We start from the raw sequence: 14,089 nt of genomic DNA on the forward strand, positions 1-14,089 counted from the left end.
CTGGCTTAAAAACAACAAAAAATGGGATTAATAAGCCCCATTTCGTTTGCGCATAAACCACTCAATACTTAATAAGGTGAGAATTAAAAAGAAAATCCACTTCAGATGAATCACCTCTTTTAATTTCTTTTCTGAATAAGAAACGGTTTTAATGTCTTCTCGCGCATTTAATTTAGTTGCCAATTGTTCTAATTGTTGCGGATAAATTAATTCACCATCATGTTTTTTCGCTAAACTATATAACATCTGATGATCGGCAACGGTGTTGGTGAGTTCCACCTGAAGTGCAGTAACGCTAAAAGTTCCACGTTGTTGATAGAGCTTCTCTCCTACTTTCACTTTTGCTTCATACTTATATTCACCAACGGGCATCATACCTGCGTTGAGGCGATAGGCATTGGTGGTTTTGCTAAAAGTGTAATTAAATTTTTTATTATCAGCATTCGTAATCACACAATTTACTTCCGGGTCATTGATGAGTTCATAGCTTTCGTTGTATACCTCAGCTTCCATTTCAACGGCTTCGTTTTCGAAAAAATTATTTTTGCTCAACACTTTAAAAAAACTTTTATCCACTTTCACAGATAAATATTGAACGGTTTTAGAAATAAATTCATCAAACAATTGGTGATTCCCATTTGCAGCAAAATCTTGCAAGCGCCAGCGCCAAATCCCTTCTCCGCTGAACAAGGCACTCTTCACATCACCGGTAGTATTAAATACCATGAGTGGATTTTTGGTATCCACAATTCCAATGCGTTGATAAAACAAAGGAGTGCTATTGTTGTCGTTTTGAAAGGTTCCAAAAGGACAAACCACTGCAGGAAAATCTTTCACTGCTTTTTGAAGCCCTTCGCTAATCGTAAACAGTGGAAAATTTTCATCCAACAAGGGTTCTACCTCATTTGTTTTACCTGTTTTTGCTTGCACCGAAAGATTGTTTCGTAGTTGAGTAGCAGCACCGGAAAAAGCCCAAAAAGGAGTGTTGGAGGCATTGAGTTCAGTAATCAATTTTGTTGCTGCATTGCGAGCACTCGGCAAAGAATGCAAAATTACCAGATTGTATTTTTTTAAGGGTTTGTCAAAATTATCCAACGTATAACTTTCTACTTCATAATTTTGATTCGATTCAATAGAACCTTTAATGGCAGCAATATCAGGATGAGGTGCATCCGATAAAATCACAATTTTTTGTCGCGCATCCAAGACATCAATAAATACATCGCGAGCATTGTTAGCAAGACTCATCTCTTCAGGCAAGGAAGTCAATCGAACTTTATAATGCTGCAATCCTACTTCTTTTGCTTGCAACAGAACAGGAATTGTAACGGTAAAGGCGTCAGAATTAAAGTTGACAGACTGTGTAAATAAGGTTGTATTGTTTTTTGAAATGGTGAGTGTTGATGTTTTTCCTTTTAATTGTTTTGCAGTAACCACCATTTCCATCGGAAAATCATTTCCGAGATATGCCAAACGGTTGTGTTCAACTTTTGTAAGAATCACATCTTTTTTAACTGTTGTATCGCCTAAGGCAATTGCATAGATTGGAATTTTTAATTTATCGGAAGTAAAAACCGGACTCGCACCTTTGTTATACAAGCCATCAGAAGCCAGAATGATGGCGCCTAAATTTCGGTTGCTGTAACGGGTTTCTATTTCATCAAATAAGGCCGAAATATCGGTTTGCTTTTCATTAAAGGATAAGGAGTCGATAGAAGAAATAGATTTTATTTTATCGGCAAAAGAGTATAAACGGACATCGTACTTATCACTCAATACATCCACTAATTTCTGTAGATTCTGTTTGTATTCTTGTTTATAAAAACCGGAATCTTTCCCAACAACAATCGATTCGGAATTGTCCTGAGCAATAATCACTACCGGTTTTTCGGTAGTCCTGTTAACTGTTTTAAGAAGCGGAGATAAGAGAAGAAAACAAAGTAAGGTGACAACGACAAAACGAAATGCAGCCATCGCTCTTACTAGCCAAATGGAAATCTCATCAAATTTTTTGTCTTTGCGATAAAGAATGAATGCGTAAGCAACACCGGCAAGGATGCAAAATACTATAAACCAAGATGGGTATTCGAAAACTATGTTCATGTTTTTTTACCGCAGAGGTCGCTTAAGAAAAAGGAGAACCGCAGAGTTTTTTTTCTACGGTTCTTATGATAAACTATTTATTATCCAAAGAGGTTCGAACTAGGTCAACATTCCACCGCAAACATTCAATACCTGCCCGGTAATGTATGCGCTCATATCAGATGCAAGAAATACGGTCGCATTTGCAACATCATCGGCAGTACCTCCACGTTTCAATGGAATACTGTCTCTCCATCCTTCCACTACTTTTGGATCCAACGCATCGGTCATTTCTGTTTCTATAAATCCGGGAGCAATGGCATTACTGCGAATGTTACGAGAGCCTAATTCCAATGCTACTGATTTTGTAAACCCGATAATTCCGGCTTTGGATGCTGCATAATTTGATTGTCCTGCATTTCCTTTCACACCCACCACCGAACTCATATTAATGATGGAACCTTTGCGTTGTTTCAGCATTGGTTTTTGAACTGCTTTTGTTAAGTTGAATACGGATTTTAAATTGGCATTCATTACTTCATCCCATTGTTGTTCGCTCATGCGCATCAATAAGGTATCGCGTGTAATTCCGGCATTGTTTACCAATACATCTACGGTTCCAAAATCGGCAACAACACTATTTACTAATTCTTCGGATGCTTTAAAATCTGCAGCATCCGAACGGTATCCTTTTGCTTTTATTCCAAATGCTTCTAATTCTTTTGCTAATGCTTCCCCTTTTTCAACAGATGATAAATAGGTAAACGCAACGTTTGCCCCTTGTTCTGCAAATTTAAGTGCGATGCCTCTTCCGATTCCGCGAGACGCACCTGTAATTAAAGCAACTTTTCCTTCTAATAATTTCATACTAATTCTATTTCTACGAGTTATGAAACAAAGATAAAAGAAAATTCAAGTCCTTTTTAATAAAAATAACTCACTGGTTTTCAACAACTCTGATTGATTTTAATAAAATTTAACAACATTACAAACATTTGTAATAGTATTACTATTATCTTTGCAATAAATAAAAACAAAATGCTAAACTTGCTATCTAACTTTAAAATCACCATCAATCAGAATCTTTACATCAAAGATCCATCTTCCAGTGATTTGGGAAAAAAGATTATCACCAATGCCATTGATATGATTGATGAAATCGGTTTCGAAACGTTCACGTTCAGAAAACTCGGACAAAAGATTGATTCACCCGAAGCATCGATCTACAGGTATTTTGAAAGTAAAAATCAATTATTGGTTTACATTACTTCCTGGTATTGGGGTTGGATGGAATACCGCCTGGTACTCGAAACAGCAAACATTCCATCTGCAGAGATGCGATTTGAAAAAAGCATTGCCTTAATCACATCAACAAAAGATCATAAATTAATCATTGATGGAATCAAAGTGAGCAAGCTGCACCAGATTTTAATTTCAGAATCCTCTAAATCGTATTTAACCAAGGATGTAGATAAATCAAATAAAGAAGGTGCCTATTTGAACTACAAACAATTTGTTGCGCGTTTGGCGGAAACCATCAAAGAAATTAATCCAAATTATAAATATCCGCACATGCTGCTCTCCACCATTATTGAAGGAGCGCATTTACAAGTGTTTTTTGCCGAACATCTGCCACGGTTGACCAACAAACAAAAATCGGCTGATTACATCACGAAATTCTATACACAATTAGGTTTACAATCCATCAAAAACAAATAATGAAAACGCCTTACCAACGATTTTGGTTATTACTGAAGCCAGATAATAAGGAAATTTATCAGGTATATACCTATGCCTTTTTCAAAGGTGTGATTGCCCTTTCTCTTCCGATTGGTATACAATCCATCATCAATTTGATTCAAGGAGGAAGTGTTTCTGCCTCTTGGATGATACTTGTTTTTATCGTAACACTAGGAATTGCAATGGGTGGCTACATGCAATTGATGCAAATGAGAATTACAGAAACCATTCAGCAAAAAATATTTACGAGAGCGGCATTCGACTTTACGTACCGAATACCAAAAATTAAATTCGAGGAAATTTATAAGCATTATGCTCCTGAATTAATGAATCGCTTTTTTGATGTATTGACTTTACAAAAAAGTTTATCTAAAATCATTATTGATTTTTCAACCGCAATATTGCAAATTGTATTTGGATTAATTTTATTATCCCTCTACCATCCCTTTTTTATTCTTTTCAGTATTCTCTTGGTTATCCTCGTTTATGCCATCATCAAATTAACGAGTAAAAAAGGTTTAGAAACCAGCTTAGAAGAATCGAAATACAAATACAAAGTGGTATCGTGGTTGGAAGAATTGGCAAGAACAAAAGACTCCTTTAAACTTGCAGGTGTAACCAATTTACCGGAAATAAAAACGGATGAACGTGTTACCGGTTATCTTGAATCGAGAGAGAACCATTTTCAGGTGCTCAAAAAGCAATACATCCTTCTTTTATGCTTCAAGATTATTGTGGCTTTAGGACTTTTAATCGTAGGTGGATTATTGGTTTTAGATCAACAGATGAACATTGGTCAGTTTGTTGCTGCTGAAATCATCATCTTATTGGTGATTGATTCTTCCGAAAAAATTATTTTAAGTCTTGAAAACGTCTTTGACATTCTAACATCCTTAGAAAAAATCGGACAAGTAACCGATTTGGAATTGGATGAACAATCGTTATCGTCTACTTTAAATCACAAAATCACTTCACCCATCCATGTTGAAGTTAAAGACTTAAGCTATACCTATCCGGGACGAACAAAAACAGTTCTTAAAAACATCAGCTACGATTTTAAACCGAATCAGAGCTATTGTATCACCGGGACAAATGGCTCAGGGAAATCAACACTCATCCATTTAATTAGTGGTTTATACCGCGCACAATCCGGAAGCATTTGCATCAATGGGTTTCCAATTGGAAATTATACGATTTCTGAACTTTATAAAGTAATTGGAAACGGCTTAGCCGAAGAAACCATCTTTGAGGGCACACTCTTTGAAAACATTACACTCGGTAGAGATTTTATAACCATCGAAGATGTGAAATGGGCAACAGATAACGTGTTTCTTTCGGAATACATAAAAGAATTACCAAAAGGATTGGACACCCCCATCGAAATCTCTGGACAGAAATTATCGAAAAGCATCATTCAACGAATTTTAATTGCCAGAAGCATTGTGAATAAACCGAAACTAATTCTTTTGGAAAATCACCTCGATTCCATTGAAGAAAATGAACGAAAAAAAATCATCCAATTTTTAACGAACAAACAAAACGATTGGACCTTGATTAGCATTTCAAATGATTCGTATTTACACGAAAAATCTGATGCTGTTATTTGTTTAACTGAAGGAAAAATTTTGAGCTAACGATATGCTTAACATCACACATAATACCATAAAAGATAAAAAGGGGTTAGAAAACCTAACCTCCTTCCGCATATTGGCATCCAGAGTGAACAACAAAAAACTAATCAAAACACTTTATGCCATCGGAATTATTTTACTCATCATCCTTTTTTTACCGTGGACACAAAACATTCGTTCGCATGCGAAAGTAACTGCCCTTAGACCGGAACAGCGACCGCAGACCATTCATTCCGTTATTGCTGGAAGAATCGAAAAATGGAATGTTCAAGAAGGGCAATTTGTAAAAAAAGGAGATACCATTTTATTCATCAGTGAAACAAAGGAAGAATATCTCGATCCTAATTTGGTCGCAAATACAGAACAGCAATTAAAATCAAAAGAATTTGCCGTGAAGTCGTATATGGAGAAAGTAATTGCCAACGACAACCAGATTGACGCGATGATTAATGCTCGTAAATTAAAATTTGAACAAGCCGAAAACAAACTCATTCAAGCAAATTTAAAAGTACAAAGTGATAGCATTGAATTAGTCGCAACACAATTGAACTATAAAATTGCGAAAGAACAGCTCACACGTATGGAAGAACTTCATAAAGAAGGGTTGAAATCTTTAACTGATCTAGAAACACGCAAACTAAAATTACAGGAAACACAAGCCAAAGTGATTGCGCAGGAAAACAAATACATCACCAGTAAAAATGAAGTCCTCAATTCAAAAATAGAATTGCAAAGCATCAATGCAGATTACCGCGATAAAATTGCAAAGTCGGAATCCGAAAAATATTCCACCTTATCCAACATGTATGATGCGGAAGCAACTGTTTCGAAATTGCAAAATCAGTTTATCAATTACAGCATACGCTCTGGGATGTATCACATATTGGCACCACAAGATGGTTACATCACCAAGGCGATTCAATCCGGTATTGGTGAAACCATAAAGGAAGGTTCGCCCATCATTAGCATCATGCCATCGGAATATGAGTTGGCCATTGAAATGTATGTGAATCCAATGGATGTTCCTTTATTAGAAAACGGACAAGAAGTACAAATCCAATTTGATGGTTGGCCCTCTGTGGTATTTTCAGGCTGGCCCGGGATTTCATACGGAACATATGGTGGAAAAATTGTTGCCATCGATAATTTCATCAGTGAAAATGGCAAGTACCGTGTGCTCGTAGCTCGTGATAAAAACGAACCGGAATGGCCAAAAGAAATTCGATTGGGTGCCGGAGCAAGTTCAATGACCCTATTAAAAAACGTACCGGTATGGTATGAGCTGTGGCGCCAAATCAATGGCTTCCCGGCAGATTATTACAAAAAAACTGATGCAAAAAAATCAAATGAAACTAAGAAATAATTTTTTCTTCCTTTTTTTTCTTTCTGCATTCGTAAACACGTGTATCGGACAGCAGGATACGTTATCGCAATTGGGTTTTACTGATTTTTTAAAACTCGTAAAACAACATCACCCGCTTGTGAAACAAGCCAATTTGATAACCAAGTCGGCTGAAGCGAATGTTTTATCCGCAAGAGGAAACTTTGACCCGAAACTTTTTTACGACTTCAATTCAAAATTCTACGATTCAAAAAATTATTATGAATTAGGAGAAGGTGGTTTTAAAATTCCTACCTGGTATGGTATTGAAGTAAAAGGAGGATACGAACAAAATAACGGTAGGTATTTAAATCCTGAAAACACCACTCCTGAGCAAGGACTCCTTTACACTCAAATTTCAATGCCTTTATTACAAGGATTAATCATTGATGAAAGAAGAGCCACCCTAAAGCAAGCAAAGGTATTTCAAGAATTATCCACCTATGATAAAATCAATATCATCAATGAGATTTTATATGGTGCGGGAAAAGTATTTTGGGAATGGCAAATGGCCTATTCAAATTTACAAGTGCATAAAAATGCAGTGAACCTGAGTCAAACTCGATTTGAAGCCGTTCGCAAAACAGCAATCTTGGGCGACCGTCCGGCAATAGATACCGTGGAGGCAAACATTCAACTTCAAGATCGACTCCTGCATTTGCAACAAGCAGAGCTGGAGTATCGAACAAAATCTCTCCTCCTCTCCAATTATTTATGGATGGAAAACAATGTTCCAATCGAGTTAACGGAGAAAACAATTCCAGAAACCACATTGCAACCTGCAACTAACAATGCAATAAATGGGCATTTATCGAAATTGGACAGCCTGGTTAACAGCCATCCGGCATTAAAAATATATGAATTTAAATTAGAGGAATTGGCGATTGAAAAAAGATTGAAGCAAGATAAACTAAAGCCTTCTCTCAATGTAAACTACAATCCTCTGTTTAATGCAGAAAACTTAAACATGGGCTACCAAAACAATTATAAATGGGGCGTAACGGTAGGCTTTCCAATATTTTTAAGAAAAGAAAGAGGAGCATTGGAGCTCACAAAAATTAAAATTGAGAACACCAAATTGGATGCTGTCAACAAAAGAAATGAGTTGGTGAACAAAACAAAATCAACCATCAATGAATTTAACATGTCGCAAAAACAAATTGACATATACAGCAAAAACGTAAACAATTATCAGCGATTATGGGAATCAGAAAAACGATTGTTTGAATCCGGTGAAAGCTCTCTGTTTATGATTAACAGCAGAGAAATAAGCTATATCAATGCACAATTAAAATTAAATGAACTATTCAACAAAAACAAGAAAGCAGCATTAGAAGCAGAATATTCATTTGGTTTACTCAATACACTTTATTAATTATGGAACAACTTGTAACATCGGATTTTAAACTTGGAATTATTGCCGGGGGACAATTAGGAAAAATGTTGGCATTGGCAGCCAGCAACTGGGATTTAAAAACTTACATCCTCGACCCAAACGAAAATTGCCCCGCCTCTACCATTTGCACCAACTATACAAAAGGAGATTACAACGACTATGCAACGGTGTATGAATTTGGAAAGAAGGTGGACATGATTACGTTTGATATTGAAAACATTAATACGGAAGCATTACTACAATTAAAGAAAGAAGGCAAACGCATTTTTCCGGAGCCGGAGATTTTAAAATTGATTCAAGACAAAGGATTGCAAAAGCAATTTTTTCAGGAACATACCATTCCGAGTTCGGCTTTTCAATTATTCACTTCCAAAGATGAAATTTTAACTGCGATTGAAGCCGGAACACTCCAGTTACCGTTTGTCCAAAAGCTCCGCACTTCGGGTTATGATGGGAAAGGCGTTGAAGTCATAAATAGCGAGGTGGATTTACCACGACTGATGGAAGGAGCCTCCTTAATAGAAGCCAAAGTAAAGGTAAAAAAAGAATTGGCGGTGATTGTTGCACGAAACAGCAAAGGAGAAATGAAATCGTTCCCAATGGTGGAGATGGAATTTAATCAGGAAGCTAATTTAGTTGAACGATTGATTTGTCCATCCAGCGAACCTCTTCCCATCCAGGAGAAAGCAAAAGCGTTGGCTGAACAAATTATTTCTAATCTTCAAATGACCGGCATCTTAGCCGTGGAATTTTTTCTGGATGAATCGGACCAGCTCTATGTAAATGAAGTTGCTCCTCGCACCCACAACAGTGGTCACCATACGATTGAAAGTTGTATTACATCCCAATACGAACAACATTTACGTTCCATTTTAGGATTCGCTTTAGGGTCGACAGAAATAAAAATTCCATCAGTGATGATTAACCTGCTTGGTGAAAAAAATGAATATGGAAAAGTAAAATATGAAGGATTAACAGAAAGCATGGCAATTGAAGGAATCAAAATCCATATCTATGGAAAAAAAGAAACAACACCCTATCGAAAAATGGGACATGTTACCATCTTAGATAAATCGATAGATGCAGCAAAATTAAAAGCAAAAAAAGTAAGTGAAACCTTAAAAGTAAAAGCATGGAAATGAAAAAAGTAGGAATTATAATGGGATCTGATTCGGACCTACCGATCATGATGGAAGCATCGAAAATATTAAAACAATTTAAAATTGAACATGAAGTAACGGTTGTTTCAGCACATCGAACTCCACATCGCATGCTGGACTATGCCACACAAGCACATACACGAGGTATTGATGTAATTATTGCCGGAGCCGGTGGAGCCGCACATTTACCGGGAATGATTGCTTCCCTTTCTCCGCTACCTGTAATTGGTGTGCCTATTAAATCCACCAATTCGATTGATGGTTGGGATTCTGTTTTATCCATTTTACAAATGCCGGGTGGTGTTCCGGTAGCAACCGTAGCATTAAATGGAGCAAAAAATGCAGGAATACTTGCAGCACAAATCTTATCGGTTGGCAACCCAGCTATACGAACAGAAATACTCAACTACAAAGAACAAATGAAAAACGAAGTTATGCTTAAAGTTGAAACGTTAAATACCAAACTATGATTCTACTAAAAATTTCATCCAAAGATGAACAATCCATAAAAAAAATAGCAGAAGTACTTATCAAAGGAACGTTTGCTGTGGATATAAACATCAGCACTACTGAAAAGCGAATTGAACTGTTGGATTCAACAATCATTTCAACACCCATTTTTGTTTTGACCGCTAAAACAAAAGCCTTGCTGTTTTCGAAAATCGAAAAAGAAATAAAAAGTATTTTCGAAACCAACCTTCCTGAAATTTATTCGTTACCCATCACAACAATCGAGGCTTCTCAAGCAGACAAAGTAATTAATGGAACGTTAAAAGTTTAAGCAATGCGTATAAAAACTATTGTATTTATTTTTTTAATCGGTTTGATTACCTCCTGTTCGATGGTAAAACATTCTCCCGGAAAATGTTATAAAAAAGCGAAGGAAGAACCGTATGATGCGGTGATTATTCCCGGTTATCCACACGATGGAAAAGAATGGAACGCAGTTATTAAATTCAGGCTACTTTGGGCCTTGCATCTATATGATAACAAACTTGCGAAAAATTTTATCTTCAGTGGCGGAAGTGTGCACACACCTTATAATGAAGGTACCATCATGGCATTGTATGCTGTAAAAATGGGAATCCCAAAAGAGAATATTTTTATTGAACCACGTGCAAAACACAGCTCCGAAAATGTTTATTATTCGCTCAAAGTTGCAGAAGAATTAAAATTTGAACGAATCGCCATTGCAACGGATCCTGTTCAGGGATTTTTATTGACCAACTATACCGAGCGTATCCGACACAAAACCGTTCATTACATCAACTTGCAACCAAAAAAAATTAGAGCTGTTAAACATCCGGATGAACCGAAGATAGATTTCTGGTTAGCCTACAACGATGAGTTTTCTCCACTGATAAAGGATAAAAACTATTGGGAAAGAAAAAAAGAGAGTCTTGGACTAGCCATCGACTACAACATGAAAGTGGATGAGTATTTAAAATACAGCAAATGGTTTGACTGGTAATCCATTTAAAACTTTTTCGGATTAAAAACGATACGCCAAATTTAAATCGCATTGTAATTTAGGAAGTGTATAATCCATTTCAATGGTTTCCTCGCGTTTGTAGCCTGCTCCTATTTTAGCACCTAACAATAAATTTTCAGAAAGTCCTAAATAACCACCCAAGTGCAACATGCCTGCATAATGGGATCCAATGTATTTGGTGCTCGTATAATATGGGTAATACGGTGTACCGGAGTTATTATAGGTTTCTTTATAATACGTAAAGCTACCCGCTACAAAAGAAAGTCCCACATAAAATGTACTGCGTGTTTGTCCGTATGGATAAGCGTTAAACTCCAACCCACCGCTGTACAATCTGTTTTGTAAAAACTGTGTGGTTCCGAAACGAGAAGTATAATTCTCTTGATTCGGTCGACCACCCAAGCCAATAGATACCGGCACTTTTATGGAAAGGTGTCCCTTTTTAAAAATGCGTTCGTAGGATGCAGAAAAATTGGTAAACACAATTTCAAAACAATTGATAGCAATAATGTTTTTCATCCCAGCTGTTTTACTCCCTTCAGGTTCCTCCTCCGTAGCAACCGTTTTGGAAGTTGATGTTTCTGTTGATTTATAAAGCGGGGTATGCACTTGTGTTTCTTTCATCGGATTGTAAATCTCTTTCATTCCACCGGAATAAACGATGTATGCGATTTCGGGCTTATTCGATTCCGCTACCAGCTCTGTTCCATTGTTCACAAACTTATATTTTATGGTCGCTGCATTTATTTCAATCACTCTTGCAATAATACGCGAACCGTTTGTTTTATAAATGGTATCCTGTGCAAAAGAGGTGCAAGCAACAATTAAAAACAGGAAGGTCGAAACTAGTTTTGTTTTCATGGCCAATAGGATTATACAACGAATGTAGTCTATTCTTACCAAAGCAAACTCCAATTCCTATCTGATTATTGCCCGATTAGTATTTTTTTGAAAAAAATACTATATTTGAAATACAATCTCTCAAACGAAACTGCTATGAAAAAACAATCTCTCATTTATACACTATGCTTTCTGGTTATCGGAAACATTTGTTTAGCCGGAGACGGTGATAAAAAAAAAACACTTGAAATTCATGCGAAAGCATCGGCCAACTCCACCTTTTTGTTTAACAACAATATTTCGGATGCCGGTGACGACCAAGATTATGCAGCCGGCTGGAGCCTTCATTATGGCGGTGGTGTTTCCATGTATTTTGGTAATGTTGGGTTTGGTGTGGAAGGTTTATTAGGAAATCACCGTGCAGCCTATGCCGGTACATTTACCACCAAGGATGCTGCAGGAAATGTTTTAAGTACAACCGACTACAGTTCGAATGTGAATTTAAAAATCATGCAAATTCCGGTGTTCTTTAAATTAAAAAGTGATATTGGTGGTTACCTGGAAGTTGGTCCACAATACACCATGATTTCCGAAGCAGCTTACCATTATACTGCTGCGGGTGTTCAGCTCGATACCATCATGACCAATAGTTTTGCGAAATCGTATTTCTCAGCGGTGATTGGTTTTGGATTCAAGATTCAAGTTGCAAAATCAAACTTCGCCATTTTAGGTGGTGCTCGTTTACAATATGCGTTCTCCGACATACAAGGGGTGGATGCATTAGGCAGAGAATTCGCCAATCCGTTCATCTACAAACAAGGTGCTGAAACTACAACTGGTGCTACTGCAGGATTAATGTTAGGGGTTGTGTATACATTGGGGAATAAGGAAAAAGCGGCTAGTAAGTAACTAGGTGACTAGATAACTAGGTGACTAGGTAACTAGGTGACTAGGTGACTAGGTGACTAGGTAACCAAGTAAATAAGTAAATAAGTAAATAAGAAAAAGGTAAAAAAAATCCGGCAGAGAAATCTGCCGGATTTTTTTATTTAAAATATTTATTTTGAGATTGCTTCCTCATACGATTGCTATCGGGAGACGCGTTGCAACAACCCAATCACACCCCCTTAGTCACCTAGTTACCTAGTCACTTAGTCACTCAAATTAGTCTACACGATTTGCATGATGATGTGGGCTTCCTTTTCTAACATCATCCGCTAATGCTTTCGCCATTGCTTTTCCGATATCAGCAGGAGAATCCACCACAATAATTCCGCATTCTCTCATAATTTTCTTTTTTGCTTCAGCAGTATCATCTGCTCCACCTACAATCGCACCAGCATGACCCATTGTTCTTCCTTTTGGAGCTGTTTCACCAGCAATAAAACCTACTACAGGTTTACGATTTCCGTCTGCTTTAATCCAACGAGCAGCATCTGCTTCTAAGTTTCCACCAATCTCACCAATCATAATGATACCGTGTGTTTCCACATCGTTCATCAACAATTCAACGGCTTGCTTGGTTGTTGTTCCAATAATTGGGTCACCACCAATACCAATGGCAGTGGTTACTCCTAATCCTGCTTTTACTGTTTGGTCAGAAGCTTCATAGGTTAATGTTCCTGATTTAGAAACAATCCCAACTGTTCCTTTTTTGAATACGAAGCCCGGCATAATACCTACTTTCGCTTCGTCAGCCGAAATAACACCCGGACAGTTTGGACCGATTAAACGGCAATCTTTATCTGTTAAATATTCTTTTACAGCAATCATATCTCTTACCGGAATACCTTCTGTAATACAAATAATCACTTTAATACCCGCTTCAGCAGCTTCCATAATGGCATCTGCACCAAAAGCAGGAGGTACAAACAAAATAGAAACATCCGCACCTACTTTATCTACCGCTTCTTTAACCGTATTGAATACCGGACGATCCAAATGTGTTGAACCACCTTTACCCGGAGTTACTCCACCTACTACATTGGTTCCGTACTCAATCATTTGTCCGGCATGAAACGTACCCTCAGTTCCTGTGAACCCTTGTACAATTACTCTTGATTGTTTATTTACTAATACACTCATTAGATGTTAGATTTTAGATATAAGATGTTAGACTTTTTTTGAGAATGCTAAAGTATAGTTTTAGACCATTATTGCAAAGCATTTTGATATTTTGTGGAAAAGTAATTGGGTGATTGGGTTGTTGAGGAGTAGGTTCTTTTTACTCCGAAAGGTTAATCCACCCGCCATTCATTACAAGTCCTCCTTCGTGCGGGCTTTTCATTACTCCCGATAGCTATCGGGACGGGGCTAGGGACGACATTATTTGGTTTTAAAAAACTAAAAACTCAATCTTTAGCCCCG

General features: G+C 37.1%; 13 protein-coding genes. 9 read left to right on the forward strand and 4 right to left on the reverse strand.

Annotation, left to right across the window (positions count from 1 at the left end):
• Nucleotides 1-27 precede the first annotated feature (27 nt).
• Together IPP64_11475 and fabG are read right to left on the reverse strand one after the other, a co-directional pair.
• Nucleotides 28-2,103, reverse strand: coding sequence for a hypothetical protein (locus tag IPP64_11475; protein MBL0330011.1), 2,076 nt, complete (start codon nucleotides 2,101-2,103; stop codon nucleotides 28-30).
• 99 nt (nucleotides 2,104-2,202) lie between these two features.
• Nucleotides 2,203-2,949 (reverse strand): 3-oxoacyl-[acyl-carrier-protein] reductase, encoded by a 747-nt coding sequence (fabG, locus tag IPP64_11480; protein ID MBL0330012.1) that lies wholly within the window; start codon nucleotides 2,947-2,949, stop codon nucleotides 2,203-2,205.
• Nucleotides 2,950-3,120: 171 nt separating this feature from the next.
• Here fabG and IPP64_11485 point away from each other — a divergent pair, with 171 nt between their 5' ends.
• The 8 genes from IPP64_11485 to IPP64_11520 are packed head-to-tail and all read left to right on the forward strand — an operon-like array spanning nucleotide 3,121 to nucleotide 10,861.
• Complete coding sequence (locus IPP64_11485) at nucleotides 3,121-3,801, forward strand: TetR/AcrR family transcriptional regulator (GenBank protein MBL0330013.1); 681 nt, start codon at nucleotides 3,121-3,123, stop codon at nucleotides 3,799-3,801.
• Nucleotides 3,801-5,456 (forward strand): ABC transporter ATP-binding protein, encoded by a 1,656-nt coding sequence (locus IPP64_11490; GenBank protein MBL0330014.1) that lies wholly within the window; start codon nucleotides 3,801-3,803, stop codon nucleotides 5,454-5,456. The genes IPP64_11485 and IPP64_11490 overlap by 1 nt, the downstream gene beginning before the upstream one ends.
• Before the next feature lie 4 nt (nucleotides 5,457-5,460).
• Complete coding sequence (locus IPP64_11495) at nucleotides 5,461-6,816, forward strand: HlyD family efflux transporter periplasmic adaptor subunit (GenBank protein MBL0330015.1); 1,356 nt, start codon at nucleotides 5,461-5,463, stop codon at nucleotides 6,814-6,816.
• Complete coding sequence (locus tag IPP64_11500; GenBank protein MBL0330016.1) at nucleotides 6,785-8,209, forward strand: TolC family protein; 1,425 nt, start codon at nucleotides 6,785-6,787, stop codon at nucleotides 8,207-8,209. Before IPP64_11495 ends, IPP64_11500 begins: the two co-directional genes overlap by 32 nt.
• A gap of 2 nt (nucleotides 8,210-8,211) precedes the next feature.
• Nucleotides 8,212-9,372 carry a 5-(carboxyamino)imidazole ribonucleotide synthase gene (locus tag IPP64_11505; protein MBL0330017.1) on the forward strand — a complete coding sequence of 387 codons (1,161 nt, stop codon included), beginning with the start codon at nucleotides 8,212-8,214 and terminating at the stop codon, nucleotides 9,370-9,372.
• Entirely contained in the window at nucleotides 9,369-9,860 is a 492-nt protein-coding gene (gene purE / locus IPP64_11510) for a 5-(carboxyamino)imidazole ribonucleotide mutase (GenBank protein MBL0330018.1), read from the forward strand. Before IPP64_11505 ends, purE begins: the two co-directional genes overlap by 4 nt.
• Complete coding sequence (cutA, locus tag IPP64_11515) at nucleotides 9,857-10,171, forward strand: divalent cation tolerance protein CutA (protein MBL0330019.1); 315 nt, start codon at nucleotides 9,857-9,859, stop codon at nucleotides 10,169-10,171. Before purE ends, cutA begins: the two co-directional genes overlap by 4 nt.
• A gap of 3 nt (nucleotides 10,172-10,174) precedes the next feature.
• Nucleotides 10,175-10,861, forward strand: coding sequence for a YdcF family protein (locus tag IPP64_11520; protein ID MBL0330020.1), 687 nt, complete (start codon nucleotides 10,175-10,177; stop codon nucleotides 10,859-10,861).
• 21 nt (nucleotides 10,862-10,882) lie between these two features.
• Here the strand turns inward: IPP64_11520 and IPP64_11525 are convergent, their stop codons facing one another.
• On the reverse strand, nucleotides 10,883-11,743 hold the full coding sequence (locus tag IPP64_11525; protein MBL0330021.1) for a hypothetical protein: 861 nt from the start codon (nucleotides 11,741-11,743) through the stop codon (nucleotides 10,883-10,885).
• A 135-nt stretch (nucleotides 11,744-11,878) separates the two neighbouring features.
• Between IPP64_11525 and IPP64_11530 the strand changes: the two genes are divergently transcribed.
• A complete protein-coding gene (locus IPP64_11530; GenBank protein ID MBL0330022.1) occupies nucleotides 11,879-12,631 on the forward strand; it encodes an outer membrane beta-barrel protein in 753 nt (250 codons plus the stop codon).
• A gap of 255 nt (nucleotides 12,632-12,886) precedes the next feature.
• On the opposite strand, the gene sucD is transcribed toward IPP64_11530, so the two are convergent.
• Entirely contained in the window at nucleotides 12,887-13,807 is a 921-nt protein-coding gene (sucD, locus tag IPP64_11535; GenBank protein ID MBL0330023.1) for a succinate--CoA ligase subunit alpha, read from the reverse strand.
• Between the last annotated feature and the right edge of the window lie 282 nt (nucleotides 13,808-14,089).

This window comes from Bacteroidota bacterium (assembly GCA_016722565.1).
Taxonomy (GTDB): domain Bacteria; phylum Bacteroidota; class Bacteroidia; order 2-12-FULL-35-15; family 2-12-FULL-35-15; genus 2-12-FULL-35-15.